Annotated in this window: 30 protein-coding genes; 2 read left to right on the top strand and 28 right to left on the bottom strand. The window is 64.3% G+C overall.

Annotation, left to right across the window (positions count from 1 at the left end):
- The first annotated feature begins 6 nt into the window (after nt 1-6).
- On the top strand, nt 7-1,200 hold the full coding sequence (locus AC1RQK_RS24640) for a Do family serine endopeptidase (RefSeq protein WP_492373470.1): 1,194 nt from the start codon (nt 7-9) through the stop codon (nt 1,198-1,200).
- 495 nt (nt 1,201-1,695) lie between these two features.
- Here the strand turns inward: AC1RQK_RS24640 and AC1RQK_RS24635 are convergent, their stop codons facing one another.
- From AC1RQK_RS24635 to AC1RQK_RS24505, 27 genes are all read right to left on the bottom strand, one after another.
- Complete coding sequence (locus tag AC1RQK_RS24635) at nt 1,696-2,787, bottom strand: porin (protein ID WP_492373469.1); 1,092 nt, start codon at nt 2,785-2,787, stop codon at nt 1,696-1,698.
- Between the two features lie 246 nt (nt 2,788-3,033).
- On the bottom strand, nt 3,034-3,831 hold the full coding sequence (gene tatC, locus AC1RQK_RS24630; protein WP_492373468.1) for a twin-arginine translocase subunit TatC: 798 nt from the start codon (nt 3,829-3,831) through the stop codon (nt 3,034-3,036).
- A gap of 130 nt (nt 3,832-3,961) precedes the next feature.
- Nucleotides 3,962-4,471 (bottom strand): Sec-independent protein translocase protein TatB, encoded by a 510-nt coding sequence (gene tatB / locus AC1RQK_RS24625; RefSeq protein WP_253931150.1) that lies wholly within the window; start codon nt 4,469-4,471, stop codon nt 3,962-3,964.
- A 151-nt stretch (nt 4,472-4,622) separates the two neighbouring features.
- Nucleotides 4,623-4,859, bottom strand: a complete 237-nt coding sequence (tatA, locus tag AC1RQK_RS24620; protein ID WP_043350196.1) for a Sec-independent protein translocase subunit TatA — start codon at nt 4,857-4,859, stop codon at nt 4,623-4,625.
- Nucleotides 4,860-5,023: 164 nt separating this feature from the next.
- Nucleotides 5,024-5,380, bottom strand: coding sequence for a histidine triad nucleotide-binding protein (locus tag AC1RQK_RS24615; RefSeq protein ID WP_174424911.1), 357 nt, complete (start codon nt 5,378-5,380; stop codon nt 5,024-5,026).
- A 71-nt stretch (nt 5,381-5,451) separates the two neighbouring features.
- Complete coding sequence (locus AC1RQK_RS24610) at nt 5,452-5,826, bottom strand: DUF4870 family protein (protein WP_174424912.1); 375 nt, start codon at nt 5,824-5,826, stop codon at nt 5,452-5,454.
- A gap of 59 nt (nt 5,827-5,885) precedes the next feature.
- A complete protein-coding gene (locus AC1RQK_RS24605) occupies nt 5,886-6,266 on the bottom strand; it encodes a phosphoribosyl-ATP diphosphatase (protein ID WP_492373466.1) in 381 nt (126 codons plus the stop codon).
- On the bottom strand, nt 6,263-6,670 hold the full coding sequence (gene hisI / locus AC1RQK_RS24600; protein WP_043350207.1) for a phosphoribosyl-AMP cyclohydrolase: 408 nt from the start codon (nt 6,668-6,670) through the stop codon (nt 6,263-6,265). The genes AC1RQK_RS24605 and hisI overlap by 4 nt, the downstream gene beginning before the upstream one ends.
- A gap of 15 nt (nt 6,671-6,685) precedes the next feature.
- Nucleotides 6,686-7,456 (bottom strand): imidazole glycerol phosphate synthase subunit HisF, encoded by a 771-nt coding sequence (hisF, locus tag AC1RQK_RS24595; RefSeq protein ID WP_174424913.1) that lies wholly within the window; start codon nt 7,454-7,456, stop codon nt 6,686-6,688.
- A 78-nt stretch (nt 7,457-7,534) separates the two neighbouring features.
- Nucleotides 7,535-8,281: a 1-(5-phosphoribosyl)-5-[(5-phosphoribosylamino)methylideneamino]imidazole-4-carboxamide isomerase gene (hisA, locus tag AC1RQK_RS24590; protein WP_006159658.1), complete on the bottom strand. Its 747-nt coding sequence runs from the start codon at nt 8,279-8,281 to the stop codon at nt 7,535-7,537.
- 89 nt (nt 8,282-8,370) lie between these two features.
- A complete protein-coding gene (hisH, locus tag AC1RQK_RS24585) occupies nt 8,371-9,024 on the bottom strand; it encodes an imidazole glycerol phosphate synthase subunit HisH (protein ID WP_492373465.1) in 654 nt (217 codons plus the stop codon).
- Nucleotides 9,021-9,644, bottom strand: a complete 624-nt coding sequence (locus tag AC1RQK_RS24580) for a YchE family NAAT transporter (protein WP_043350221.1) — start codon at nt 9,642-9,644, stop codon at nt 9,021-9,023. Before AC1RQK_RS24580 ends, hisH begins: the two co-directional genes overlap by 4 nt.
- Before the next feature lie 122 nt (nt 9,645-9,766).
- Nucleotides 9,767-10,360: an imidazoleglycerol-phosphate dehydratase HisB gene (gene hisB, locus AC1RQK_RS24575; RefSeq protein WP_006159655.1), complete on the bottom strand. Its 594-nt coding sequence runs from the start codon at nt 10,358-10,360 to the stop codon at nt 9,767-9,769.
- A gap of 4 nt (nt 10,361-10,364) precedes the next feature.
- Nucleotides 10,365-11,465, bottom strand: coding sequence for a histidinol-phosphate transaminase (gene hisC, locus AC1RQK_RS24570; protein WP_492373464.1), 1,101 nt, complete (start codon nt 11,463-11,465; stop codon nt 10,365-10,367).
- 87 nt (nt 11,466-11,552) lie between these two features.
- The gene (gene hisD / locus AC1RQK_RS24565) at nt 11,553-12,890 is read right to left on the bottom strand and encodes a histidinol dehydrogenase (RefSeq protein ID WP_174424915.1); all 1,338 of its coding nucleotides are present in this window, start codon (nt 12,888-12,890) and stop codon (nt 11,553-11,555) included.
- A gap of 33 nt (nt 12,891-12,923) precedes the next feature.
- Complete coding sequence (hisG, locus tag AC1RQK_RS24560; RefSeq protein WP_150985708.1) at nt 12,924-13,586, bottom strand: ATP phosphoribosyltransferase; 663 nt, start codon at nt 13,584-13,586, stop codon at nt 12,924-12,926.
- A 26-nt stretch (nt 13,587-13,612) separates the two neighbouring features.
- On the bottom strand, nt 13,613-14,863 hold the full coding sequence (murA, locus tag AC1RQK_RS24555) for a UDP-N-acetylglucosamine 1-carboxyvinyltransferase (RefSeq protein ID WP_492373463.1): 1,251 nt from the start codon (nt 14,861-14,863) through the stop codon (nt 13,613-13,615).
- Between the two features lie 210 nt (nt 14,864-15,073).
- Nucleotides 15,074-15,331, bottom strand: a complete 258-nt coding sequence (locus AC1RQK_RS24550) for a BolA family protein (RefSeq protein ID WP_043352389.1) — start codon at nt 15,329-15,331, stop codon at nt 15,074-15,076.
- An 81-nt stretch (nt 15,332-15,412) separates the two neighbouring features.
- Nucleotides 15,413-16,183, bottom strand: a complete 771-nt coding sequence (locus AC1RQK_RS24545) for an ABC transporter permease (protein WP_416050396.1) — start codon at nt 16,181-16,183, stop codon at nt 15,413-15,415.
- A 56-nt stretch (nt 16,184-16,239) separates the two neighbouring features.
- A complete protein-coding gene (locus AC1RQK_RS24540; protein WP_150985711.1) occupies nt 16,240-17,193 on the bottom strand; it encodes an ABC transporter ATP-binding protein in 954 nt (317 codons plus the stop codon).
- 247 nt (nt 17,194-17,440) lie between these two features.
- Nucleotides 17,441-17,821 carry an STAS domain-containing protein gene (locus AC1RQK_RS24535; protein ID WP_492811601.1) on the bottom strand — a complete coding sequence of 127 codons (381 nt, stop codon included), beginning with the start codon at nt 17,819-17,821 and terminating at the stop codon, nt 17,441-17,443.
- Between the two features lie 55 nt (nt 17,822-17,876).
- A complete protein-coding gene (locus tag AC1RQK_RS24530) occupies nt 17,877-18,500 on the bottom strand; it encodes an MlaC/ttg2D family ABC transporter substrate-binding protein (RefSeq protein WP_150985713.1) in 624 nt (207 codons plus the stop codon).
- Nucleotides 18,501-18,703: 203 nt separating this feature from the next.
- Nucleotides 18,704-19,534: an MlaA family lipoprotein gene (locus AC1RQK_RS24525; RefSeq protein ID WP_492373461.1), complete on the bottom strand. Its 831-nt coding sequence runs from the start codon at nt 19,532-19,534 to the stop codon at nt 18,704-18,706.
- The gene (gene mlaD / locus AC1RQK_RS24520; RefSeq protein ID WP_043352390.1) at nt 19,531-20,058 is read right to left on the bottom strand and encodes an outer membrane lipid asymmetry maintenance protein MlaD; all 528 of its coding nucleotides are present in this window, start codon (nt 20,056-20,058) and stop codon (nt 19,531-19,533) included. The genes AC1RQK_RS24525 and mlaD overlap by 4 nt, the downstream gene beginning before the upstream one ends.
- A gap of 49 nt (nt 20,059-20,107) precedes the next feature.
- The gene (mlaE, locus tag AC1RQK_RS24515) at nt 20,108-20,884 is read right to left on the bottom strand and encodes a lipid asymmetry maintenance ABC transporter permease subunit MlaE (protein WP_492373460.1); all 777 of its coding nucleotides are present in this window, start codon (nt 20,882-20,884) and stop codon (nt 20,108-20,110) included.
- Nucleotides 20,881-21,702 (bottom strand): ABC transporter ATP-binding protein, encoded by an 822-nt coding sequence (locus AC1RQK_RS24510; protein WP_492373459.1) that lies wholly within the window; start codon nt 21,700-21,702, stop codon nt 20,881-20,883. The genes mlaE and AC1RQK_RS24510 overlap by 4 nt, the downstream gene beginning before the upstream one ends.
- 151 nt (nt 21,703-21,853) lie before the next feature.
- Entirely contained in the window at nt 21,854-22,894 is a 1,041-nt protein-coding gene (locus AC1RQK_RS24505; RefSeq protein WP_492373485.1) for a tripartite tricarboxylate transporter substrate binding protein, read from the bottom strand.
- Between the two features lie 295 nt (nt 22,895-23,189).
- Between AC1RQK_RS24505 and AC1RQK_RS24500 the strand changes: the two genes are divergently transcribed.
- On the top strand, nt 23,190-23,726 hold the full coding sequence (locus tag AC1RQK_RS24500; protein ID WP_492373458.1) for a GNAT family N-acetyltransferase: 537 nt from the start codon (nt 23,190-23,192) through the stop codon (nt 23,724-23,726).
- A 91-nt stretch (nt 23,727-23,817) separates the two neighbouring features.
- Here AC1RQK_RS24500 and AC1RQK_RS24495 read toward each other — a convergent pair whose 3' ends face one another.
- Complete coding sequence (locus tag AC1RQK_RS24495) at nt 23,818-25,281, bottom strand: glutamate synthase subunit beta (protein WP_441637855.1); 1,464 nt, start codon at nt 25,279-25,281, stop codon at nt 23,818-23,820.
- Between the last annotated feature and the right edge of the window lie 38 nt (nt 25,282-25,319).

The following is a 25,319-nucleotide window of genomic DNA, read 5'->3' as shown; positions in this document are numbered from 1 at the left end:
TCCAATATGTTGCGCCGCTTTTGGCTGTTCTTTGCTCAGGCTGTCACCGTTGTGCTGGCAGTGTGGTTCGTTGTGGCCACACTCAAACCCGAATGGCTGCAGCGCGGCCGGGTGGCCGTGCAATCCGGTTCGCCCATCGTTGCGCTGAAGGAAGTCGTCCCCAATGTGGCCGGCTCCTCCGCGCCGGGCTCCTACAGCGAGGCGGCCCAACAGGCGATGCCGGCGGTGGTCAACATCTTCACCAGCAAGAACGGTAATAAGCAAACGCCCAATCCGCAGGCAGAAGACCCCTGGTTCCGCTTCTTCTTTGGCGATCGCCTGCCGGAGCGCCAGGAGCCGGTCTCCAGCCTTGGCTCGGGCGTCATCGTCAGCGCGGAAGGCTACATTCTAACCAACCACCACGTGGTGGACGGCGCCGACGAAATCGAGGTCGCCCTGACCGATGGCCGCAAGGCCAACGCCAAGGTCGTGGGCTCGGACCCAGAAACCGACCTGGCCGTGCTCAAGATCACGCTCAAGGACCTGCCGGCGATCACGCTGGGGCGTATCGAGAACGTCAAGGTAGGCGACGTGGTGCTGGCCATCGGCAACCCCTTCGGCGTCGGCCAGACCGTCACCATGGGCATTGTCTCGGCGCTGGGCCGCAGCCACCTGGGCATCAATACCTTCGAGAACTTCATCCAGACCGACGCAGCGATCAACCCGGGCAACTCCGGCGGCGCGCTGGTCGACGCGCAGGGCAACCTGCTGGGCGTCAACACGGCTATCTATTCGCGCTCCGGCGGCTCGCTGGGTATCGGCTTCGCCATTCCGGTGTCCACGGCCAAGCAAGTGATGGAGTCGATCATCTCCACCGGCTCAGTGACACGCGGATGGATCGGCGTGGAGCCGCAGGACATGACGCCGGAGATCGCGGAGTCCTTTGGGCTCGAAGCCAAGGAGGGCGCACTGATCGCGGCCGTGGTCCAGGGCGGGCCGGCTGACAAGGCCGGCGTGAAGCCGGGCGACGTGCTGGTCTCGGTGGATGGACTGAGCATTACCGACACCACCGCCCTGCTCAACGCCATCGCCCAGCTCAAGCCAGGCGCCGAGGCCAAGATGAAGGTCGTGCGTCGTGGCAAGCCAACCGAACTGACGGTGATGATCGGCAAGCGGCCACCGCCGCCGCGCCGGGCGCTGCCACTGGATGAGGAAGAGTAAGCCGGCAGCGGGTCCAGCTTTCAGATCATACCCTGCCATCGCCGCAAGCCGCTCCATCCAACCCCGCCCATTGTGGCGGGGTTTTTGTTTTAGGGCCGGACGGTGACGCGTATCGAGCCGGGTGAACGAACCTGGCGTTGCGCTACGAACGCCCGGAAAGGACGTCCTGCCACTGCGACTGCGAAGTCGCCGGGCATGTGGGAGAACGCCCAGAGGGCGCGACACCACGAGCCGGGAAGGCTGTGACATTGGCGAATCTGAACACTCCAGGCCTCGCCGTGCGCGGGGATGCGGGGGAATTTACGGGAGGTTCGATGCGCACCGCTCAGGTGACATCGAGGCAGTGCGCGGTGACTACCCAGCGCCGGGTGTGATCCGAGATCCCGCATTGCACGCCGCCTCGATACTGCGGCACAAAACAAAATGCCGGCATCCTTGCGGATGCCGGCATTTTGCATTCAAACCAATCTAAAGCGAGCTTACGCCCGCGTTAAATTAGAACTTGTGGCGGATACCAACGGTAGCGCCGAACTGGTTCGCGCCTTGCTGCACGTTGGTCGTGGTGGAGGTGTTGAAACCGTCCACGCCCAGCGACGAGCCGTTCTTGTTCTTCACGTACGACAGCGAGGTGTACAGGTCGGTACGCTTCGACAGAGCGTAGTCAGCCGTAGCGACGAATTGCCACGGATCTGCGCTGGTTTGACGGAAGTCTTGATAGTACACAGCGCCGGTCAGCGAGAACGCCGGGGTCAGCTGATAGCCCAGACCAGCCCAGTACACGTTCGAGCCCGTGTTGAGCAGAGGGGTCGCACCGTTGTTGATGGTTGCGCCCGTCAGGCCAGCACCGTTGGCAGCCTTAGCATAACGGTAACCAGCGTACACCTTGGCCGGGCCGAAGGCGTAGGTACCAGCAACGCTGGCGCGGCGGATCAGAGCCGCGTTTGCAGCGCCAACGCCAGTGCTGTTCGTCTGGTCATAGAAAGCGCCGACCGAGAACGGGCCTGCTGCGTAGCTTGCGCTCACGCTGTATTCGCGGCCGCTGCGGAACTGACCAGCAACTTCTTGGCCGTTGTTGGTGAAGCTGTACAGACCAGCGACGGTCAGGCCACCGAACGTGCCAACGTACTTGGCCGCGTTGTCGGCGCGCGTAGCGAATTCAGCAGCGGTCGAGGTGATCGAGTAGCGGGTCGAAATCGCCATCGGATCATAGATCAGACCGAAGTCATACATCAGGGTCTGTTGACGGCCCAGGGTCAGGGTGCCGTACTGGTTCTGCAGGCCAACATAGGCACCGCGATTGAACAGACGGTTGCTGTCAGATTGACCGCCGGTGTCGGTGTTGAAGCCGCTTTCCAGGACGAAAATGCCCTTCAGGCCACCGCCCAGATCTTCAACGCCACGCAGGCCCCAACGCGAACCCGATTGGTTGCCCGAGGTCATGCGGTACAGCTTGTCGCCGGCATCATTTGCCTTGTTGTTGAACGACAGACCAGCGTCAACCACGCCGTACAGGGTCACGCTCGATTGGGCATACGCACCACCAGCGGCCAGGGCAGCTACAGCGGCTGCAAACAGTTTCATCTTCATATCGACACTTTCCTTGTCAACTGATTGGGAAATCTTGGCTTGCCCAAGTGCTTGGGCGACGCATTTACCTTCACGTCTGTTGCGTATTATGGGTCAGCGCCCCCGGCCGCTAGAAGGCTTTTTCATCGTTAACCATGGTTACGGACACATTTTGTTGTGATGTCGCAACAGCATGGACGATGTTTTTCACCATTTTGGTGCAAAAGTTACGGCACCAAGCCTTGTTCTCGCCATTCTGCCCGGCCGTCAATCTGGCTGGGCTTCGCTGGCTGCAGCGTCGGTCGCAACGGGCTTTGTGGTGAATCGCGCCATGATCAGCCCCAGTTCATAGAGCGCAATCAAAGGCACCGCCAGCAACAGCTGGGACAGTACATCGGGCGGCGTCACCACGGCGGCAATCACGAAGGCGCCGACGATCACATAGGGGCGAATCTGCTTGAGCTTCTCCAGTTCGACCACACCGAAACGCACTAGCACGATCACGACCACCGGCACCTCGAAGGTAATGCCAAAGGCCAGGAACATGGTCATGGCGAAGCTGAGGTATTTGTCGATGTCGGTCGACATCTCGGCCCCCAGCGGCGCGTTGTAGTGCGCCATGAAATGGAACACCGTGGGAAACACGAGGAAATAGGCAAACGCCACGCCGCAGATAAACAGGATGTAGCTGCTGCTCACCAGCGGCACGATCAATCGCTTCTCATGCTGGTACAAGCCGGGCGCGACGAACTGCCATATCTGGTAGAGCACCCAGGGCAGCGCTATCAGGAAGGCGACCAGCAGCGTCACCTTCATCGGCACAAAAAAGGAGCCGGTGACGTCGGTGACGATCATCCTGCCGCCCTTGGGCAGCGACTCCATCAACGGCCTGGCAAACAGGTTGTAAATGTTCGGCGCCCAGTAGACCAGGCTGACGAACACCAGGATCACGCCTGACGCGGCCTTGACGATACGCGAGCGCAACTCCACCAGGTGAGAGATGAAGGTTTCCTGCGGACCATCGTCTTGCGGGTCTTGGGGATCTTGGGAACGAGAGTCGCTCATGGCGTGGACCGCTCAGCCGGGATGGCTGGCATCGAGGAATCGGTGGCGATACAACGGCACGGCGCGCAAGTCGGAACGCACGACAGCGGTGGCCGGCCGGTTACCGGCGTGTGGACAAGCCCCTTCATGCTCACTCGAAGAAAGAGCGAGCGGGACCGGTGGCGGGACGGTGGCGCTTGACGCGCGCGGCGCCGGACTGCGCCCACACGCGTACATTGTGCTGGCGCTTGTACCACAGGGGCTGCGCGCCTTGCTTGACGCGCCAGCTCTTGCGGCCGTTGTGGGGCTTGTGCGCCGTGTCCCAGGAAGGCACATAGCCACTGGCCGGGCTTGCCCCTGCCTGCGTGCTTGAGTCAGTGCCGGTCAGTGCATCGTTCAGGGCCTGGCCGTGCTCGTGCACTTCCTTGTGGATGGTGCGCTCGACATCGCGCGCGGCATCCTCGAACTCCGTGCGCATCTTGCGCAGTTCGTCGAGCTCGACCTCGCGGCTGACTTCTGCCTTCACATCATTGATATAGCGCTGCGCGCGGCCGACCAGTGCGCCGACCGTGCGCGCCACCTTCGGCAGCCGCTCGGGACCGATCACCACCAGCGCCACGGCGCCGATCAGTGCAAGCTTGGAAATGCCGAGATCGATCATGCGAGGTTCGGGAGGATGAGGCCGTAACAATGGCCGCCCCGGCCAGCGCGCAGATCGTCACGCAGGCAAGCGTGGCGAAGCGAACGTGGCCGGCAAGGCATTGCTGCCAGGAGGAGAGACATCGGGCGTGCTGACAAGGGTGGGATCGCGCTTACTGCTGGCGCGACTTTTCCTTGGCTTCGACGTCGATGGTGGTGGTGTCACGCAGTTCCTTGGCCGGCGCGTCCGGCGCGTCAGCGGGGTTCCCGTTGGCATCCTTCATGCCGTCCTTGAAGCCCTTCACGGCGCCACCGAGATCCTGGCCGATATTGCGCAGCTTCTTGGTGCCAAAGACCAGCATGACGATCACCAGCACGATGAGCCAGTGCCAAATGCTAAACGAACCCATTTTCTGCTCCTGATGAAGCCTGGGGCGGCGCCTTGCCACCCCGGCTTGTTGTTCCGTCACTGAAGGCCATGCCGGGCGACGGTTGCCGGCACGGCATCTGACCGAAGGCCACGCGGCCCGCGGTCCTGCATGGGCTGGCTGCCAGGCTGGCTTGAGGCCAGCTTTTAAGGCAGCGGCACCTTCCACTGGTTGCGCGGGCCGCCAAGCACGTGCAGATGGAGGTGGTACACCTCCTGTCCGCCATCCGGGCCGGTATTGATCACCGTCCGGAAACCATTGCCACAGCCTGCCGCGCGCGCCAACTCCGGCACTTTCAACATCATTTTAGCAAGCACCGCGCCTTCGCCGGGTCCGCAATCGGCCAGCGAATCGACATGCACCTTGGGAATGAGCAGGAAGTGTACCGGGGCTTTCGGGTGGATATCATGGAAAGCCAGCATTTCGTCATCTTCATACACCTTGCGCGACGGTAGCTGGCCGGCCACGATCCTGCAGAAGAGGCAATTGTGCGGTGAATTCATGAAAATTTCATTGCGCGCAGCAAATCAGGCTGCGATTTCGCCGGGAACCCGCCGGGATCCCGTCAGAAGCATCAGAAACGCTGATCCGGGTACATCGGCTTGCTGTCATTCAGGTAGAGCCAGCCCTTGACGATACGATACAACATCCACAGGGACAGCACGCCCCATGCCGCAAAGGCCAGCGGTATCAGGAACACCGTGGCAAACAGCACGCCGCCCAGAATGGCCCACGCCACCGACCACCAGAAGGAGCGGATCTGCCAGGCAAAGTGGGAGGCGTAGAGGGTGCCCCGGGTGTCGTCGCGCTTGACGTACCCGACCACGATGGCGATCAGCGCGGTGATGCCGCCGGTCAGCCAGAAAATGGCGTACAGGGCATAAAGAATGTGCGTCAGCTTGCGCAGGCTAGCGAGCCGGTCGTTGTCAGCGGTGATCACATCCCCCATCGTCGTTGCTCCTCAAAGCGGCTCGTAGTTGCGGGTTGCCGGCGGGCCGGCGTGGCTATTCAACTGCCGTCGGCCTTGCGCTGGGCTTTTTCCTCAAGGCCGGACAGGCCTTCGCGGCGAGCCAGCTCGTTGACCACGTCGGCCGGCTTCAGGCCGAAACGGGCGAGCAGCACCATGCTGTGGAACCAGAGATCGGCCACCTCGTACACCACCTTGCCGACCGCCTCCGGACCCAGGCCGGCAGCGCGCGCATCCTTGGCGGCCATCACGGTCTCGGTGGCTTCCTCGCCGATCTTCTTCAGGATGGCGTCGTCACCCTTGTGGAACAGGCGTGCCACGTAAGACTTGTCAGGGTCTCCGCCGTTCTCCGGCTTGCGCGACTCCAGCACGGTGGCCAGGCGGGCCAGCACGTCCGCGCTGCTCAAATGTTGTTCGCTCATGGCTTGGCCGCGTAGATAGTGGACGGATCCTTGAGCACAGGCTCGACGGTCTGCCAGTCACCGCTCTCGGCGTCGCCCTCGAACTTCTGGAAAAAGCAGGAGTGGCGCCCGGTGTGGCAAGCGATGCCGTCGTTCTGGGTGACCTTGAGCAGGACCACGTCTTCATCGCAATCCAGGCGCATCTCGTGCACCTTCTGTACGTGGCCGGATTCCTCGCCCTTGTGCCACAGGCGCTTGCGCGAGCGCGACCAGAACACGGCCTCGCCGATCTCCGCGGTGCGCTGCAGCGCTTCGCGGTTCATGAACGCGAACATCAGCACGTCGTTCGAGCCGACTTCCTGGACAATCACCGGCACCAGGCCGTTGTCGTCCCACTTAACCTTGTTGAGCCACTTCTTTGCCATGTCGGTTCGCCGTGTTCAGATTCGCACCGGAATGCCCTCGCGGGCCATGAATGCCTTTGCTTCGCCAACGGTGTGCTCGCCGTAGTGGAAGATGCTGGCGGCCAGCACCGCGTCGGCGTGCCCCAGCTTGATGCCGTCGGCCAGGTCCTTCAGGCCGCCCACGCCACCCGAGGCGATGACCGGCACGGACACCGCGTCGCTGACAGCCCGCGTGAGTTCAAGGTCGAACCCGCTCTTGGTGCCGTCGCGGTCCATGCTGGTGAGCAGCAGCTCGCCGGCGCCGCGCGCGGCCATCTCGCGCGCCCAGGCCACGGCGTCCAGGCCGGTGGCCTTGCGCCCGCCGTGGGTGAAGACTTCCCAGCGCGCCGGCTCGCCGGGCGCGGAGCTGCGCTTGGCGTCGATCGCGACCACGATGCACTGCGACCCGTAGCGCGCGGTGGCGTCCGACACCAGCTGCGGGTTGGCGATGGCCGAGGAGTTGACGCTGATCTTGTCAGCGCCGGCATTGAGCAGGCGCCGCACGTCTTCCACGGCCCGCACGCCGCCACCTACCGTCAGCGGGATGAAGACCTGGGAGGCCACCGCCTCGATGATGTGCAGGATCAGGTCGCGGCCGTCGCTGGTCGCGGTGATATCAAGAAAAGTGATTTCATCGGCACCCTGCTCGTCGTAACGGCGGGCGATCTCGACCGGGTCGCCCGCGTCGCGCAATTCGACGAAGTTGACACCCTTGACCACCCGCCCGTTGGTCACGTCGAGGCAGGGGATGATACGTTTGGCTAGCATGAGATTCCTTGCCCGCCACGGCGCTGCGCGCATGCGTGGCGCCGGTGGCTGCAATTGTCGCGCGCGAGGCGCGTTGTCTTACTGCTCGGCGCCGAGCTTGTCGGCAAGCGCCTGGGCTTCGGCGAAATTGAGGTCACCCGAATAGATCGCGCGGCCGCAGATGACGCCTTCGACACCATCCTTTTGCACGCTGCACAGGCGTTCGATATCGGCCAGGTTGGACAGCCCGCCGCTGGCGATCACCGGAATCGTCGCCGACTGCGCCAGCTTGACGGTGGCATCGATATTGATGCCCTGCAACATGCCGTCGCGGCCGATGTCGGTGTAGATGATGGCTTCCACGCCGTAGTCCTCGTACTTGCGCGCGAGGTCGGCGACTTCGTGGCCGGTCAGCTTGCTCCAGCCGTCGGTGGCAACCTTGCCTTCGCGGGCGTCCAGGCCGACGATGATATGGCCGCCGAACGCCGTGCAGGCATCCTTGAGGAACCCGGGATTCTTGACCGCGGCCGTGCCGATGATCACGTACGACAGGCCGCCGTCGAGCCAGCGCTCGATGGTGTTCAGGTCGCGGATGCCGCCGCCGAGCTGGATCGGGATCTCATCGCCCACCTCGGCGATGATGGCCTTGATGGCAGCTTCATTGCGGGGCTTGCCCACGAACGCACCATTGAGGTCGACCAGGTGCAGGCGCCGTGCGCCCTGCTCCACCCAGTGACGTGCCATGGCGGCGGGATCTTCGGAAAAGACGGTGGCCTGGTCCATGTCGCCTTGTTTAAGGCGTACACATTGACCGTCCTTCAGGTCGATGGCCGGAATGAGCAACATAAGTGTGACGAGCGTGATTGAGTGAAAGAGAAAATTGAGCTAGCCACCGTGGCCGGCCAACTCGGTCCCGAAAAAGCCGCTATCGAGGTTCAGGGATTCCAATGCACGAAGTTCCGGTACAGCTGCAAGCCCATGGCGGCGCTCTTTTCCGGGTGGAACTGCGTGGCAAAAATATTATCGCGCGCTACCGCGCTCGTAAATAAGACACCGTAGTCGGTTTCGCCGGCAATATGCGCCGGATCCTGCGCATGCACGTAGTAACTATGCACGAAATAGAACCAGCTTTCATCGGGGATGCCAGCCCACAGCGGATGGGAGCGTGCCTGCCGCACCCGGTTCCAGCCCATCTGCGGCACCTTGTAGCGTGAGCCGTCCGGCTGGGTCATGCCTTCCAGCTCGAAGCGGATCACCTCGCCGGGCAACAGCCCCAGGCAAGGCGTGCTGCCGTCCTGCGTCCTACTTTCCTTGCTGAAGTCGAACAGCATCTGTTCGCCAACGCACACGCCCAGCATCGGCTTGCTGGCGGCGGCCTCGATCACCGCCTGCTGCAAGCCGGACGCGCCCAGCGCGCCCATGCAGTCTGGCATCGCCCCCTGGCCGGGCAGCACCACGCGGTCCGCCGCGCGGATCGCCTCGGGCTGGTCCACCACCTGTACGTCCGCCTCGGGCGCCGCCGCACGCAGGGCCTGCGCCACCGAGCGCAGGTTGCCCATGCCGTAATCCACAATTGCTATGGTAGTCATGATTTCAAAACAGGCAACAATGTCTTAAGCCCGTCCACAATGAATTCCACGGCCAGCGCCGATAGGATCAGTCCCATCAGGCGCGTACCGATATTGATGCCAGTGCGGCCGATCACGCGCGCGATCGGGTCCGCGGCGCGGAATACTATATATACCACTGCGCCCAGCGCGATCCCGATTCCGACCAGAATCAGCAACTGGTACCAGTGCTGGGTCTTGCCGGCATAGACGATCACCGTGCTGATCGAGCCGGGCCCGGTCAGCAAGGGCAGCGCCAGCGGCACCACCGCGATGCTGGCCTTGGCTTCCGCCTCGTCCTCTTCCTCGGGCGTCGCCTTGGTGCGGCTGGTCTGGGCGTTCAGCATGTTCATCGCCATCATGATCATGATGAGGCCACCGCCCACCTGGAGCGAAGCCACCGAGATATTGAAGAACTCAATGATCTGCTGGCCCAGCAAGGCGGAAATACCCACTACCGTCGCCACCGAGATCGACGCAATCTTGATGGTATGCCGCTTTTCTTCCTCGGTCTGCTGGGTGGTCAGGCTGATGAAGAACGGAATGGCCCCGATCGGGTTGATCAGCGCCAGCAGCGAGATGAACGACTTAAGCGTATCCATCGGGTTGGGCTAATGTCGCGCTAATGCCGCGTTGGTGCCGCATCGGCACCACATTGATCGGAAATTTGCCGCCGGCGGCGCAGAATGCGCCGCCATGCGAGGCTGGTGGACGCCGCTAAGGCTCAGCCGACGAGGGTGCCTTTGGTCGACGGAATCGTGTTGCCAGCGCGCGGATCCATTTCCACCGCCATGCGCAGCGCGCGGCCGAAGGCCTTGAACACGGTTTCGCATTGATGATGGGCATTGATGCCGCGCAGGTTGTCGATATGCAGCGTCACCGCGGCATGATTGACGAACCCGCGGAAGAACTCAATGGTCAGGTCCACATCGAAGCTGCCCACCCGCGCGCGGGTAAACGGCACATGGAACTCCAGGCCCGGGCGGCCGGAGAAGTCGATCACGACGCGCGACAGGCATTCGTCCAGCGGCACATAGCTGTGGCCGTAGCGGGTGATGCCCTTCTTGTCGCCAATGGCCTTGGCAACGGCCTGGCCGAGCGCGATGCCGACGTCTTCCACCGTGTGGTGGTCATCGATATGGGTGTCGCCGCTGGCTTCGACCTCCAGGTCGAACATGCCATGGCGCGCGATCTGGTCCAGCATGTGGTCGAGGAACGGCACGCCCGACGCCAGTTTCTGGCGGCCGGTGCCATCGAGATTCAGCGAAACGCGAATTTGCGTTTCCGAAGTATTGCGGGTGACCTCTGCAACACGCATGGTGTTAATCCTGCAACGCCGCCTGGAAGGCAGCGAGAAATTGCGCGTTCTCTTCGGGAGTGCTGACCGTGACGCGCAGACAGTTGGCCAGCAATGGGTGCATTTTACCCACGTTCTTGATCAAAACCTTGCGCGCGAGCACCCCGTCGAACACACGGGCGGAATCGTCGACGCGCACCAGCAGGAAATTGGCGGCGCTCGGGTAGACCGTCACGCCCGGCAAGGCGGCCAGGGCGCTGGCCACGGTGGCGCGCTCGGCGCGCAGTTGCGCAGCCTGCTGGTCCAGCACGTCGACATGCTCCAGCACGAACAGCGCGGTGGCCTCGGTCAGCACATTGACGTTGTACGGCGGGCGCACCTTGTCGATCTGCGCGAGCCAGGCCGGCGCACCGGCCAGGTAACCCAGCCGGATGCCGGCCAGGCCCAGCTTGGACACGGTGCGCATCACCAGCAGGTTGCCGAACTCGGCCAGGCGCGGCATCCAGGTGTCCTGGGCGAATGGCTGGTAGGCCTCGTCGACCACCACCAGGCTCTGGCAGGTCTCGCCCTGGGCGGCGCGCACGATGGCTTCCATGTCATCCGCATCGAACAGGTTGCCGGTGGGATTGTTGGGGTAGGCCAGGTAAATGATGGCAGGCTGGTGCTCGGCCATGGCCGCGAGCATGGCCGCCCGGTCGAGCGTGAAATCCGCCTTGAGCGGCACGCCGACGAATTCCAGCCCGGCAAACTGGGCGGACATGGCGTACATGACGAAGCCCGGTACCGGTGCCAGCACCTTGGCGCCCGGCCTGGCGGCGGCCAGCGACAACATGCTGATGATCTCGTCCGAGCCGTTGCCCAGCAGCACGTCCATGCCCGCGGGCACGTCCATGACCGTTTTCAGGCGCGCGCGCAGCACTTCGCTGCTTGGCACCGGATAACGGTTCAGCGCCACCTCGGCCAGCCGCGCGGCCAGCTCTGCGCGCAGCGCGTCGGGCAGCTGGTAGGGATTCTCCATCGCGTCCAGCTTCACCAGACCGTGCGAATCCGGCACATGGTAGGCGCCCATGGCGCGTACGTCGTCACGGATGATGCGTTCGATCAGGGAAGGCTGCACTACGGACATTGGATTACCTCTTTGGTCGGTGGTTGTCGGTGCTGATTGCTGCAATCCGGCCGGGCGCCGAAAAAACCGGAACCCGGCCGCTGTGCCTCAGTTACGCCTGAGGCGATACTCGGCGCTGCGGGCGTGGGCCTGCAATCCCTCGCCATAGGCCAGCTCGGCGGCGATCTGGCCCAGCATCTGGGCGCCCTGCTCGCTCACTTCGATCAGGCTGGAGCGTTTCTGGAAGTCGTACACGCCCAGCGGCGACGAGAAACGCGCGGTGCGCGAGGTCGGCAGCACGTGGTTGGGCCCCGCACAATAGTCGCCCAGCGACTCGCTGGTATAGCGGCCCAGGAAGATGGCGCCGGCGTGGCGGATCTTCTCGGCCCAGTGGCGCGGGTTCTCGGCGGAAATCTCCAGGTGCTCCGGCGCGATCGCGTTGGCGATCTCGCAGGCCTCGTCCATGTCGCGTACCCGGATCAGCGCGCCGCGCCCGGACAGCGAGGCACGGATGACGTCGCGGCGCGGCATGGAGTCAAGCTGGCGGTGGATGCTTTCTTCCACCTGGGCCAGGTAGTTCGAGTCGGGGCACAGCAGGATGGATTGCGCGAGCTCATCGTGCTCGGCCTGCGAGAACAGGTCCATCGCCACCCAGTCCGGATCGGTGGTGCCGTCGCAGATCACCAGGATCTCGGACGGGCCGGCGATCATGTCGATGCCGACGGTGCCGAACACGCGGCGCTTGGCCGCCGCCACGTAGGCGTTGCCCGGGCCGACGATCTTGTCGACCTGGGGCAGCGAGCCCGTGCCGTAAGCCAGCGCGCCAACCGCCTGCGCGCCGCCGATGGTAAACACGCGGTCCACGCCGGCGATCTGCGCCGCGGCCAGCACCAGCTCGTTGCGCACACCGCCCGGCGTGGGCACGACCATGATGACTTCCTTGACGCCGGCCACGCGTGCTGGGATGGCGTTCATCAGCACGGACGACGGATACGCCGCCTTGCCGCCCGGCACATAGATGCCGACGCGGTCCAGCGGGGTCACCTTTTGTCCCAGCACGGTGCCGTCGGACTCGGTGTATTCCCAGCTGTGGCTGCCGCACTCGATCTTCTGCTTCTCGTGGTAGGCGCGCACGCGCGCCGCCGCGGTTTCCAGCGCGGCGCGGCGCTTGGGCTCGAGCTCGTCGAGCGCGGCTTCGAGCTTGGCCGGCGAGATCTCCAGCGCGGCCATGGAGCTGGCTTCCACACGATCGAAGCGCTGCGTGTACTCCAGTACCGCGGCGTCGCCGCGCGCCTTCACATCGGCAAGGATCTGCGCCACGGCGCGATCGATGGCGTCGTCTTCTCCGGCTTCGAACGCCAGTACCTTGCGCAACTCGGCGGCAAAGCCCTGCTCGGTTGAATCCAGCCGGCGGATTGCGAGGTTTTCCATAGAATTTTCGTTCATGACTCCATTCCCCAGGCTCTCTCTCGCGCGGCGTCAGGCCAGCGCGGCGGAGGCCCGTTCAAACGCGTCGAGAATCGGGGCAAGCCGCTCACGCTTGAGTTTGAGGGCAGCCTGGTTGACCACCAGGCGCGACGATATCTGCACGATCTCTTCCACTTCGACCAGGTTGTTGGCGCGCAAGGTCCCGCCGGTGCTGACCAGGTCGACAATGGCGTCGGCCAGTCCCACCAGCGGCCCGAGTTCCATCGAGCCATACAGCTTGATCAGGTCCACGTGCACGCCCTTCTTGGCGAAGTGCTCGCGCGCGGTCTGCACATATTTGGTGGCCACGGCCAGCCGCGCGCCCTGGCGCACCGCGCTGGCGTAGTCGAAGCCGGCCGAGGTTGCAACCGACATGCGGCACTTGGCGATATTCAGGTCGATCGGTGCGTAGAGCCCGGCCATGCCGTGTTCCATCAGCACGTCCTTGCCAGCCACGCCGAAGTCGGCCGCGCCGTATTGCACGTAGGTCGGCACATCGGAGGCGCGCACGATGATGACGCGCACGTCCGGATCGGAGGTGGGCAGGATCAGCTTGCGCGAGGTTTCCGGATCCTCGGTGACATGGATGCCGGCCGCCTCGAGCAGCGGCATGGTTTCGGTGAAGATCCGGCCCTTGGAGAGGGCCAGCGTCAACTGGGTCGGGGAGGGGCTCATCTGCGTCCTTTTATCTTTTCGTGCGCTCAGGCGATGCGGCGGATCTTGGCGCCCACGGCCGACAGCTTGTCTTCCATGCGGTCATAGCCACGGTCAAGGTGATAGATGCGGTCGATCACGGTCTCGCCCTCGGCCACCAGGCCGGCGATCACCAGGCTGGCGGAGGCGCGCAGGTCGGTCGCCATCACCTTGGCGCCCGACAGCCGGGGCACGCCGGTGACCACCGCGGTATTGCCTTCGACCGCGATGTCGGCACCCAGCCGGCTCAGCTCCTGCACGTGCATGAAGCGGTTCTCGAAGATGGTTTCGGTAATGCGAGCCACGCCGCCGGCCACGCTGTTCAGCGCCATGAACTGCGCCTGCATGTCGGTCGGGAAGGCCGGGTATTCGGAGGTACGGAAGCTCACCGACTGCGGGCGCTGGGCCATCGTCAGGCGGATCCAGTCTTCACCGGCCTCGATGGCGGCGCCGGCTTCGCGCAGCTTGTCGAGCACCGTGTCCAGGATGTGCGGCGACACGCCGCGCAGCACCACATCGCCCAGCGTCGCGGCGGCCGCGCACAGGAAAGTGCCGGCCTCGATGCGGTCGGCGATCACGGCGTGGCTGGCGCCATGCAGGCGATCCACGCCCTGGATCACCAGGCGGTCAGTGCCGATGCCCTCGATACGGGCCCCCATCTTGACCAGCAGGTTGGCCAGGTCGGTCACTTCGGGCTCACGCGCGGCATTCTCGAGCACGGTCTCGCCGTCGGCCAGCGTGGCGGCCATCAGCAGGTTTTCGGTGCCGGTCACGGTGATCATGTCGGTCACCACGCGCGCGCCCTTCAGGCGCTTGGCGCGGGCATGGATAAAGCCGTGCTCGATGCTGATCTCGGCCCCCATGGCCTGCAGGCCCTTGATGTGCTGGTCGACCGGGCGCGCGCCAATGGCGCAGCCGCCGGGCAACGACACGCGCGCTTCGCCAAAGCGCGCCACCAGCGGGCCCAGCACCAGGATCGATGCGCGCATGGTCTTGACCAGCTCGTAGGGGGCCTCGGGCGAGTTGACGTCGGCGCCGTTGAGCGTCACGCGCGTGCCGTCCTGCTCGGCCTTCATGCCCATCTGGCGCAGCAGCTTGAGCGTGGTACCCACGTCCTGCAGCCTGGGAACGTTGTCGAGCGAGAGGGTGTCGGCGCTAAGCAGTCCCGCGCACAGGATCGGCAGCGCGGCGTTCTTGGCGCCGGATACGCGGATCTCGCCTCGCAGCGGGCCATTGCCCTGGATCTCGAGTTTGTCCATGTTCTTTCAATTCCGGCCGGCCGCCCGCTGGCGTCCGGCATGTTTCATTACGGTCCGTGGCGGTGCGTCAAGGCGCGCCGCCGCAGCATCTGATACCCGTGGGCCGCCGCGCGAGTGGCGCGGACCCTGATTGTCATGTCCGGCCTGTCGGGCGGCCAGCTTGTTGGTCCGTATTTATTCGTGCGAGTCCGCCTTGTTCCGGCGCTTAGCTTACTGCTTTCCCTCGCCCGCCTGCGCCTGCCATTCGGCCGGCGTCAGCGTCTTCATCGACAGTGCGTGGATCTCGGCGCGCATGCGGTCGCCCAGCGCGGCATAGACCTGCTGGTGCCGCTGGATCAGGCGCTTGCCGTCAAACTGGGCGCTGACGATGGTGGCAAAGAAGTGCTGGCCGTCGCCCTCCACTTCCAGGTGTTCGCAGGACAGCCCTTGGGCGATGTAGTCACTGACTTGTTGGGGTGTAGGCAGCATGATGGTCTTTTCGCGTTGATTCGCTTACGGTTCCGGATCTGGATAGATGGGCTCTTGGCGTTCTGCTCTTGTGGGTAGCGTTCAGTGGCGCAGCTTGTAGCCGCTCTTGAGCAGCTGCAGCGCGACCGTGGCAAGCACCACGAAAGCCGTACCCACGACTGCGAGGCTGAAGGCCGGCGCCACGTCGGAGACGCCAAAGAAGCCATAGCGGAAGCCGTCGATCATGTAGAAGAACGGATTGGCGTGCGACACCGCTTGCCAGAAGGGAGGCAGCGAGTGGATCGAATAAAACACGCCGGACAAGAAGGTGGCCGGCATGATCAGGAAGTTCTGGAAGGCCGCAAGCTGGTCGAATTTCTCGGCCCAGATCCCGGCGATCAGCCCCAGCGTGCCAAGGATCGCCGCGCCCAGCACGGCAAACACCAGGATCCACGCGATGTTGGCGAAATGCAGGTTGGCGAACCAGGCCGTCACCAGCAACACGCCCAGGCCCACGGCCAAGCCGCGCACGATGGACGCCACCACATAGGCGCCGAACATTTCCCAGTGCGACAGCGGCGGCAGCATGATGAACACCAGGTTGCCGGTGATTTTGGACTGGATCAGCGACGACGAACTATTGGCAAAGGCGTTCTGCAGCACGCTCATCATCACCAGCCCCGGCACCAGGAAAGCGGTATAGCTGATCTGGTCGTACACCTTCACGCGGTTCTCAAGCACGTGGCCGAAGATCAACAGGTACAGGATCGCGGTGAGCACCGGCGCCGCCACGGTCTGGAAGCTGACCTTCCAGAAACGCAGCACTTCCTTGTAGAGCAGCGTGCGAAAGCCTACCAGCCCTCCCACCGCCATCGGCGCAAGGTGGGTGTTGATGGCGTCCTGCGTGCCGTCGAATTCGGTTGGCATCTTCATGCTGCAGCCTCCACCGCCGTATCCGGCAACGCGCCCGGCATGTGACCTTCGCGCCGCATGATCTGCACGAACACGTCCTCCAGGTCTGCCTTGTTGATTTCCATGTCTTCGATTTCGCAGCCGGCCTCGCGGCAGGCGGCCAGGATCGGCTCCACCGCCGGGTAGCCCGACAGCCGCAGCCGCACCGCGCGTTCGCCCGGATTGGAGGAAGGCATGCGCAGCGGCTCAAGCGTGGCCGGCAAGGTACCACGGGAAAATGTCAGCGCCAGCTGCAGCCCGGCGAACTGGCTCAGCAGGTTGCTGGTGCGGTCCAGCGCCACCACCTCGCCGAACTTGAGCATGGCGATGCGATCACACAGCGCCTCCGCCTCTTCCAGGTAGTGCGTGGTCAGGATGATGGTGTGGCCCTCGCGATTCAGGCGTGAAATGAACTTCCACAGCGTTTGGCGCAACTCCACGTCAACCCCGGCGGTGGGCTCGTCGAGCACGATGACCGGCGGCCGGTGCACCAGCGCCTGGGCCACCAGCACGCGGCGCTTCATGCCGCCGGAGAGCTGGCGCATGTTGGCGTCGGCCTTGTTGGTGAGATCGAGGTTGGCCATGATCTCGTCGATCCAGTCGTCATTGCGGGTCAGGCCGAAGTAGCCGGACTGCAGGCGCAGCGTCTCGCGCACCGTGAAGAAGGGATCGAAGACCAGTTCCTGCGGCACCACACCCAACATGCGCCGCGCCAGCCGGTAATCGGACACCACGTCGTGGCCGAGCACGCTGACGCTGCCGGAATCGGCACGGTTCAGGCCCGCCAGGATGGAGATCAGCGTGGTCTTGCCTGCACCGTTGGGGCCGAGCAGGCCGAAGAATTCGCCCCGCTCGACGGTGAAGCTGACGCCCTTGAGCGCTTGCAGGTTGCGGTAGCGCTTGCGAACGTCTTTGAGTTCGATGGCTTTCATGGCCGGATACTGTTTGGCAGGCGCGTAGGGCTCTTGTGGGCTCGCACGCCGGCCTCCTTGAAATGGCGGGGACCGCCTGGGTGCTTCGACCGTGTCTTGTCCGTGCCTTATATGCCGGAACGGTCGAACAACCCGGAATTATAGGGGATGCGGGAGCAGTCCCGCTTTGAGCGCGAGGCGTGGCGCGAGCCATCGCCCGGGCATCGCGGTAGCAAGCGCAGATCAGCAGCTTGCCACGGATGCCGGTTCAATGTCGGTGGGAAACGGTGTCTTGCGCGCGCCGCGCGCCCGTGGCGCCCGCCTGGGCGCCGAGTTGCAGCAGGGAATCGACGCCGTACAGCGTGGCCAGCTCAGCCAGCTGGGCCGATACGCCGACGAACACGAGCGACTGGCCGCGGCTGGCGGCATCGCGCTGCCAGGCCAGCAGCACCGCGACGGCAGCGGAGTCGACCTGGGTCAGCTTGCCGCAGTCCACCTGGGCTTCGCCCTGGGCCAGGCGTGCCAGCCCGTCACGCAGCACGGCGGCGGCGTTGCGGTTGGTCAGCGAGGTGTCGAGCGAAAGCATCTGGCAGCGGTCCGGGGATGCGGGTCTGGAAAAAAGCACTCCCGCGGGTGCGGGAGTGCTCATTGTAGAACACTTCGGCCAGCCATGCTGAGCCTGCCGCTCAGGCAGGCTCGCAGGCTCAGTTCTTGGCGTTGGCGAGCTGGCGGTTGCGGTCCTGCAGCGTCTTGATCACACCGTCCACGCCCTGCTGGCCCACGATGGTGTTGAAGCTACCCTTGTAGGCCTCGGTCAGCCAGGCGCCCAACACGTTGATGTCGTAGACCTTCCAGCCTTGCGGGGTCTTCTCGAGGCGGTAATCGAGCTGGATCGGCTCGCCCTTGTTGATGACCTGGGTGCGAATGGTGGCATCGGTATCGTCCGGGCTGCCGCGGTACGGACGGAACTGCACGCTCTGGTCGCGAATCTGCGCGATGGCGCCCGAATAGGTGCGGATCAGCAGGGTCTTGAACTCGTCGGTGATCTGCTTTTGCTGCTCGGGCGTGGCCTTGGACCAGTTGCGGCCCATGGCGATCTGCGTAGTCTTCTGGAAATTCGCGTTGGGCAGGATCTTCTGCTCCACCAGCGCCGAGATCTTGCCGATGTTCCCGGCCTGCATGTCCTTGTCCGCCTTGACCGAAGTCATCACGTCGCTGACCACGGCCTTGACCAGCCCGTCGGGCGTGCTGGCATCCTGCGATTGGGCGTGGGCGGCGCCGGAAAAGGCAACCACGGTAAGAAAAGGCAGCAACAGTCGCTTCAGCATATTTCGTCCTTATCAATTCGATAACGCAGGGACACCGAGGTACGGCATCCTAGCGCGTCCCGGCACCAAGGCCGGCAATGGTCATGCGCCGAGTTGGAGTTCGGGCAAGGCCTGGGAGTTCGCGGTGCCGGAGCTTCCGACACCACTTTTTCATACTTTGTTGCACCACTCACAGCGGCGACACGAGCCGCGGCAAAACCCACTCAGCGCAGACGGAAATTGCCGATATTGCCGGGCATCTGCACTGGCGGCGTGGGTAGCGCCTGGTTTTCCTGCGTGGCATCCGGCGGCGGGGTGGTCGGCACGGTATCGTCGCTCTCCGGCGGGTTGCCGTCATAGATCTGGTACTCGCGGCGCTGCAGGTACGCATCGCGCATGAAGGCGTACTTGTCGAGCGCCGCCATCTCGATCAGGCCCGTGGCGCCAAGCAGCGAAGCCCGGGTGTTGACGACACGCACCCCGAACAGCGAGTTGCGCAGCCACACGGGATCGATATACGCCGACGGATCAATCTGGCGGTCGACCAGCATGCCAGCGGTATCGCGCACCGTGCTCGGCCCGAACAGCGGCAGCACCAGGTACGGGCCGGCCGGCACGCCCCATACGCCCAAGGTCTGGCCGAAGTCTTCCTTGTACTTCGGCAAGCCCGCCGGCGTGGCGATGTCGATCAGCCCGCCGATGCCCAGCACGCTGTTGATGGCCACGCGCATGGTGTCTTCCGCGGCGCGGGTGGGCTTGCCCTGGAGCAGGTTGTTGACGGCCGAGTAGACATCGCTGACGTTGGAGAAAGCGTTGTCGATCGCGGTGCGGATCGGCGATGGAACGTAATCTGCGTACACCTGGGCAACCGGGCGCAGCACGGTCCTGTCGACGGCGTCGTTGACCTTGAAGACTTCCCGGTTGAAGGGCTCGATAGGATCCTTCGGGTTGGCGGTCGGGCCAGTGGCGCAACCTGCCGCCAGCCATGCAACCGATGCTGCCAGCAAGCAGTTTCGTCCCACGCGCCAGCGCGCGGCAGCACGCCTGCCGGTCATTTCACCACCCCCGCCGCGCCGCTGGCGGCTCCAGCGGCAGCGCCGCCGGCATTGTTGCCACCCGCCCCGGCATCGGCGGCCTTGTTATACAGGAACTGCCCGATCAGGTTTTCCAGCACCACGGCCGACTGCGTCATGGTGATGCGCGAGCCTTCAGCCAGCATGGCGGTGTCGCCGCCCGCCTCAAGGCCCAGGTACTGCTCCCCGAGCAAGCCCGAGGTCAGGATCTTGGCCGAGGTGTCCTTGGGAAACTGGTAGCGCTTTTCCAGGTTGAGCGTCACGGTCGCCTGGTAGGTCTTGTCGTCGAAGCGGATATCCGCCACGCGGCCCACCACCACGCCGGCGCTCTTGACCGGGGCGCGCGGCTTCAGGCCGCCGATATTATCGAAGCGCGCCTGCACCGAGTAGGTGTCCTGGAACGACAGGGCACTCATGTTGCCGGCCTTGAGCGCCAGGAACAGCAGCGCCACGAAACCCGCCACAACAAACAGCCCAACCCAGAAATCGAGTGTATTTCTTTTCATCTGCGTCTCTTCTTCAAGTACTCCGGCTCCGCCGACCGCACCGGCCAAGTCAGCTGAACATCAGCGCAGTCAGCAGGAAATCCAGCGCCAGCACCGCCAGCGAGGCAATCACCACGGTGCGCGTGGTGGCATGCGATACGCCTTCCGGCGTCGGCTTGGCCTGATAGCCCTGGTACAACGCTATAAACGTCACCGCGACGCCAAAAATGAAGCTCTTTATGACGCCATTGAGCACGTCATTGCGAACATCCACCCCGTTTTGCATCTGCGACCAGAACGCGCCCGCGTCCACGCCGATCATCTGCACCCCGACCACATAGCCACCAAGGATGCCAACGGCGCTGAAAATTGCCGCCAGCACCGGCATGGCAACCACGCCAGCCCAGAAGCGCGGCGCGATCACGCGCTGTAGCGGATTGACCGCCATCATTTCCATGGCGGTGAGTTGCTCACCCGCCTTCATCAGGCCGATCTCGGCGGTCAGTGACGTGCCGGCGCGGCCGGCGAACAGCAGCGCCGTCACCACCGGGCCCAGCTCGCGCACCAGCGACAGCGCCACCAGCAGCCCTAGCGCCTGCTCGGAGCCGTAGCGATTTAGCGTGTAATAACCCTGCAAACCCAGCACGAAGCCGACAAACAGGCCTGAGACCGCAATGATCACCAGCGACAGGTTGCCGACAAAGAAAATCTGGTCGCTCACCAGCCGGAAGCGGCGCAGCAACGCCGGAGACATCGCCAGTACCGTGAAAAACATGCGCGTGGCATGACCCAGGCCGCTGACCGACTGCCGCACCGCGGAGCCGATGCTCGTGAAAAATCCCATCATCGTCCCGCCCCGCTCACGAAGTCCTCGGCCAGCGACGGCCCCGGATAATGGAACGGGACCGGGCCGTCAGGCTCGGCATGGACGAACTGGTGCACGAAGGGATCCGTCGAGGCACGCAGGGCCTCGGGCTCGCCTTCGGCGGCAATGCGGCCATTGGCAATGAAATAGACGTAGTCGGCGATGAGAAAGGTCTCGTTGACGTCATGCGACACGATGATGGTAGTGGCCCCCAGCGCGTCGTTCAGGCTGCGGATCAGTCGCGCGGTCAGGCCCAGCGAGATCGGGTCGAGGCCGGCAAAAGGCTCGTCGTACATCAGCAGGGCTGGATCGAGCGCGATCGCACGGGCCAGTGCCACCCGGCGCGCCATGCCGCCGGAGATCTCCGACGGCATCAGCTCGCGCGCGCCACGCAGGCCGACGGCGTTGAGCTTCATCAGCACCAGGTCGCGGATCATCGACTCGGGCAAGTCGGTATGTTCGCGCAACGGGAAGGCAACGTTGTCGAACACGGAGAGATCGGTGAACAACGCACCAAACTGGAACAGCATGCCCATCTGCCGCCGCACTGCGTACAGGTCATTGCGGTCCAGGGTCGGGATATTGGCGCCGTTGAAGAGCACCTGGCCGCTCTGCGGCCTGACCTGGCCGCCGATCAGGCGCATCACGGTGGTCTTTCCGCAGCCGGAGCCGCCCATGACGGCCACCACCTTGCCACGCGGGAAGCGCATGCTAAGGCCCGACAGGATTGGCTTGCCGCCCGCCGCATAGGCGAAATCGACAGATTTGAGCTCGACGAGGTTTGAGGCGGAATCGGTCACGTTGGCACCGTGTTAGGCAGTCCGCCATTATAAGGGCTACTACCTAGCGCTGCCCGAGGCAGTGTGGCGCAATCCACATCCACTCAACGCAAATAATTGTTTCATCACATTTGAGTTGCGGACTTCGGTCATCTCTGCCAAAAGGCGAAGCTTAGGGTTCAGTGGGCCCGCCAGTTTGCCGCAAGATGACCTGCCACTGGATCGACTCCGACCGGATCGCCGTCGCAAAGGCTTCCGGCGAATCGCGCAACGGCGTCAGGCCCGCCGCCAGCAGGCGATCCCGCACCTCGCGCTCACCCATGACGCCATCCAGCTCGCTGGCGATCCGCGCCACGATGGCATGCGGGGTCTTGGCCGGGGCAATGACGCCGTACCAGGCTCCCGCGCCATAGCCATCCACCCCCGACTCCTGCAGCGTGGGCACCGTGGGCGCCAGTTGCGAACGCGCCACACCAGTCACGCCGAGCAGGCGCAAATTGCCGCTCTTGACCTGGGCCTGCACGGAAGCAAACGCGCAGAAGCAAGCGCTGACGCGCCCGGCCAGCATCTCCTGCACCACCGCCGCCTCGCCCTTGGCCGTAACCAGCGGCACCCCGTTCGGCACACCATGCACAGCGTATTGGGCATAAAGGTGCGAGGGGCTGCCGGCCTGGCCGGAACCGTAGCTGTAGGATCCCGGACTGGCATTGACCGCAGCGAGCCATTGCTGCGGCGTGCGCATCGGCAGGCGCGCATCGATCACCAGGAACAGCGGCATGGTCGCGACCCGCGCTACAGGCGTGAAGTCGCGCACTACGTCATAAGGCACCGGCTCCAGGCCCGGCTGGATCAGCATGGTGGCCTGGTGGAACAGCAGGGTATGCCCGTCGGAACTGGCCTTGGCCACCACGTCTCCCGCCGTGGTGCCGCCCGCACCGGGCCGGTTGTCGACGTCGACCGGCACGCCGAGGCGTACCGTCAGGCGCTCGGCCAGCAGGCGCGCCACGGCATCCGGCACGCTGCCGGCCGGAAAAGGCACGATCAGGCGAATGGGGCGGACGGGAAACGATATCGGGCGCGCAAACGCTGCCGGCGCCGGGGTAGCCGGTACGGAGGCCGGCCGGGCCAGGCCGGGCCCGCTCGCGGCAAGCAGCAGGGCAGCAAGGAACAGCGGATGCCAGGCGTGCAGAAACAACTGCAGACAAGCCGGCATGGCAGCGGGGTGAAGCAACTTCGCCTTACCTCGCCAAAGCCGCGAAACAATGCGCACTTCGGACATCAATTCCTCCGGGCCACTGGCATCGCCGTGGCGTCTTGATCGGCTGAAAAGGGATTAGCGAGGCAGTCTTTATTTTCTTTGTTTTAATTGTCAGGTCATTCTACGAAGAATGCCCAAAACCGCACAGACCACGTTAACCATAGCCGGGACAACCCTGTGAGCATGGCTGGGCGCGGATCTCCGGGCATCCACGGCGCCTGTGCTTCGACGCCGCCTATAATCGCCCGTCATGCGTGAATACACTCCTCGGCCCATGCTGGCCACCGACCTGCCCGCCGTGCTGGAAATCCAGGCCCAGTGCTATCGCGGCATGCTGCTCGAGTCCGCCGCAGCCCTCGGCAGCCGCCTGGCGCTGTCGCCCGCCACTTGCTGGGTGGCCGCCGGCCGGGACGGCGAGCTGGCAGCCTATCTGTTTACCCACATGTGGCCCCAGGACAGCCTGCCGGCACTCGACGAGGTACTGGAGCGGCATTGGGAACGCGATGGTAAGCCGGCCAGCACCCTGACCTGGTTCGTGCACGATATGGCGGTAGCACCCGCGGGCCAGGGCCGCGGCCTGGCGCCAACGCTCTACGCCGCGGCCCGCGCGGCCGCGCTCGCTGCCGGATTGCGCTCGTCGCGGCTGGTCGCCGTGCAATCGGCTGCGGCATGGTGGCGCAGACTCGGGTACGAGAATCTGACGCCTCCCAGCGCTGCCGTGTCCGCCAAACTGTCGGCTTACGGCGACGATGCCGTGCTGATGGGCCGTACGCTGCAGCCAGGCTGAGCGCACCCATGAAAAAACCCGCCCGGCTTGCGCGGGGCGGGTCTTGTGGCGCGAGCAACGCGTCACGGCATCAGCAAAGCCATGGCGCAGATCAGCGCGGCAGCTCGGAATGCCCCATCAGGAAGGCATCGACCGAACGCGCGGCCTGGCGGCCTTCGCGGATCGCCCACACCACCAGCGACTGGCCGCGGCGCACGTCGCCAGCGGCGAACACCTTGGGCACGTTGGTGTGATACGCACGATCGCCTTCGGTGCTGGCACGGGCGTTCTTGCGCGCATCGGTATCCACGCCAAAAGCGGAGAGCAGCGAGCCCACCGGGTTGGTGAAGCCCATGGCCAGCAGCACGAGATCCGCCTTGAGGATGAACTCGCTGTCCGGCACTTCCTGCATCTTGCCGTCCTTCCATTCGACGCGGCAGGCCTTGAGCGCGGTGATTTTGCCGTTCTCGCCAATGAACTCCTTGGTGGCGACCGACCAGTCGCGGTTGCAACCTTCGTCGTGCGAGGACGAGGTGCGCAGCTTGATCGGCCAGTACGGCCACACCAGCGCCTTGTTCTCTTCTTCCGGCGGCTGCGGCAGCAGCTCGAACTGAATGATCGATTCCGCGCCGTGGCGGTTCGACGTACCCACGCAGTCGGAGCCGGTATCGCCGCCACCGATCACGATCACGTGCTTGCCATCGGCGCGCAGCGCGTTGGGCTCGTCGCCGGCCACTTCCTTGTTCTGCGGGATCAGGAATTCCAGCGCGTAATGGATACCGTCGAGATCGCGCCCCGGGACCGGCAGGTCGCGCGGCACTTCCGAGCCACCCGCCAGCACCACAGCGTCGAACTGGTCCTGCAGGGCCTGCGCCGAGATGGTCTCACGCGCATAGTTCTTGATGCCGGCCGGCAGTTCGCCGTCGGTCACCATCACGCCGGCACGGAAGGTCACGCCTTCGGCCTGCATCTGTTCCATGCGGCGGTCGATCAGCCACTTTTCAAGCTTGAAGTCGGGGATGCCATAGCGCAGCAGGCCACCGATGCGGTCGTTCTTCTCGAACACGGTCACATCATGGCCGGCGCGCGCCAGTTGCTGGGCGACGGCCATGCCGGCAGGGCCGGAGCCAACCACGGCAACGGTCTTGCCGGTCTTGTGCTTGGGCGGCTGCGGGGCAACCCAGCCTTCTTCCCAGGCCTTGTCGATGATGGCGTGCTCGATCGACTTGATGCCGACCGGTGCTTCGTTGATGCCCAGCGTGCAGGCAGCTTCGCACGGTGCCGGGCAGATGCGGCCCGTGAACTCGGGAAAGTTGTTGGTCTGGTGCAGCACCTCGATCGCCGACTTCCAGTCCTGGCGATACACCAGGTCGTTGAAGTCGGGGATGATGTTGTTGACCGGGCAGCCGTTGTTGCAGAACGGGATGCCGCAGTCCATGCAGCGCGCGCCCTGGATCTTCGCTTCGCTGTCGGACAGCGCGAATACGAATTCCTTATAGTGCTTCACGCGCTTGGTTACGGGCTCGTAACCTTCGTTCTGGCGCGGAAATTCGAGAAAGCCAGTCGCCTTACCCATGTTGCGTCCTTGGTCATGCTGAGCGGCACCGGCGCATG

The sequence above is a fragment of the Cupriavidus sp. GW822-FHT02D05 genome (assembly GCF_058802485.1).
This window is presented reverse-complemented; position numbering and strand designations above follow the sequence as displayed.

What these genes read in the sequence shown, in the direction of transcription:
- AC1RQK_RS24540 (WP_150985711.1), bottom strand. Translation starts at nt 17,193, where the DNA reads ATGAAAGCCATCGAACTCAAAGACGTTCGCAAGCGCTACCGCAACCTG.
- AC1RQK_RS24535 (WP_492811601.1), bottom strand. Translation starts at nt 17,821, where the DNA reads ATGAGCACTCCCGCACCCGCGGGAGTGCTTTTTTCCAGACCCGCATCC.
- AC1RQK_RS24610 (WP_174424912.1), bottom strand. Translation starts at nt 5,826, where the DNA reads ATGGGGGATGTGATCACCGCTGACAACGACCGGCTCGCTAGCCTGCGC.
- mlaD (WP_043352390.1), bottom strand. Translation starts at nt 20,058, where the DNA reads ATGAAAAGAAATACACTCGATTTCTGGGTTGGGCTGTTTGTTGTGGCG.
- AC1RQK_RS24545 (WP_416050396.1), bottom strand. Translation starts at nt 16,183, where the DNA reads ATGGCGGTGGGAGGGCTGGTAGGCTTTCGCACGCTGCTCTACAAGGAA.
- mlaE (WP_492373460.1), bottom strand. Translation starts at nt 20,884, where the DNA reads ATGATGGGATTTTTCACGAGCATCGGCTCCGCGGTGCGGCAGTCGGTC.
- hisH (WP_492373465.1), bottom strand. Translation starts at nt 9,024, where the DNA reads ATGACTACCATAGCAATTGTGGATTACGGCATGGGCAACCTGCGCTCG.
- AC1RQK_RS24495 (WP_441637855.1), bottom strand. Translation starts at nt 25,281, where the DNA reads ATGGGTAAGGCGACTGGCTTTCTCGAATTTCCGCGCCAGAACGAAGGT.
- hisA (WP_006159658.1), bottom strand. Translation starts at nt 8,281, where the DNA reads ATGTTGCTCATTCCGGCCATCGACCTGAAGGACGGTCAATGTGTACGC.
- AC1RQK_RS24635 (WP_492373469.1), bottom strand. Translation starts at nt 2,787, where the DNA reads ATGAAGATGAAACTGTTTGCAGCCGCTGTAGCTGCCCTGGCCGCTGGT.
- AC1RQK_RS24550 (WP_043352389.1), bottom strand. Translation starts at nt 15,331, where the DNA reads ATGCTGCCTACACCCCAACAAGTCAGTGACTACATCGCCCAAGGGCTG.
- hisI (WP_043350207.1), bottom strand. Translation starts at nt 6,670, where the DNA reads ATGGCAAAGAAGTGGCTCAACAAGGTTAAGTGGGACGACAACGGCCTG.
- AC1RQK_RS24500 (WP_492373458.1), top strand. Translation starts at nt 23,190, where the DNA reads ATGCGTGAATACACTCCTCGGCCCATGCTGGCCACCGACCTGCCCGCC.
- hisG (WP_150985708.1), bottom strand. Translation starts at nt 13,586, where the DNA reads ATGAGCCCCTCCCCGACCCAGTTGACGCTGGCCCTCTCCAAGGGCCGG.
- tatA (WP_043350196.1), bottom strand. Translation starts at nt 4,859, where the DNA reads ATGGGTTCGTTTAGCATTTGGCACTGGCTCATCGTGCTGGTGATCGTC.
- hisD (WP_174424915.1), bottom strand. Translation starts at nt 12,890, where the DNA reads ATGAACGAAAATTCTATGGAAAACCTCGCAATCCGCCGGCTGGATTCA.
- AC1RQK_RS24525 (WP_492373461.1), bottom strand. Translation starts at nt 19,534, where the DNA reads ATGACCGGCAGGCGTGCTGCCGCGCGCTGGCGCGTGGGACGAAACTGC.
- AC1RQK_RS24605 (WP_492373466.1), bottom strand. Translation starts at nt 6,266, where the DNA reads ATGAGCGAACAACATTTGAGCAGCGCGGACGTGCTGGCCCGCCTGGCC.
- hisC (WP_492373464.1), bottom strand. Translation starts at nt 11,465, where the DNA reads ATGTCCGTAGTGCAGCCTTCCCTGATCGAACGCATCATCCGTGACGAC.
- hisB (WP_006159655.1), bottom strand. Translation starts at nt 10,360, where the DNA reads ATGCGTGTTGCAGAGGTCACCCGCAATACTTCGGAAACGCAAATTCGC.
- AC1RQK_RS24580 (WP_043350221.1), bottom strand. Translation starts at nt 9,644, where the DNA reads ATGGATACGCTTAAGTCGTTCATCTCGCTGCTGGCGCTGATCAACCCG.
- AC1RQK_RS24505 (WP_492373485.1), bottom strand. Translation starts at nt 22,894, where the DNA reads ATGCCGGCTTGTCTGCAGTTGTTTCTGCACGCCTGGCATCCGCTGTTC.
- AC1RQK_RS24530 (WP_150985713.1), bottom strand. Translation starts at nt 18,500, where the DNA reads ATGCTGAAGCGACTGTTGCTGCCTTTTCTTACCGTGGTTGCCTTTTCC.
- AC1RQK_RS24640 (WP_492373470.1), top strand. Translation starts at nt 7, where the DNA reads ATGTTGCGCCGCTTTTGGCTGTTCTTTGCTCAGGCTGTCACCGTTGTG.
- tatC (WP_492373468.1), bottom strand. Translation starts at nt 3,831, where the DNA reads ATGAGCGACTCTCGTTCCCAAGATCCCCAAGACCCGCAAGACGATGGT.
- tatB (WP_253931150.1), bottom strand. Translation starts at nt 4,471, where the DNA reads ATGATCGATCTCGGCATTTCCAAGCTTGCACTGATCGGCGCCGTGGCG.
- murA (WP_492373463.1), bottom strand. Translation starts at nt 14,863, where the DNA reads ATGGACAAACTCGAGATCCAGGGCAATGGCCCGCTGCGAGGCGAGATC.
- hisF (WP_174424913.1), bottom strand. Translation starts at nt 7,456, where the DNA reads ATGCTAGCCAAACGTATCATCCCCTGCCTCGACGTGACCAACGGGCGG.
- AC1RQK_RS24615 (WP_174424911.1), bottom strand. Translation starts at nt 5,380, where the DNA reads ATGAATTCACCGCACAATTGCCTCTTCTGCAGGATCGTGGCCGGCCAG.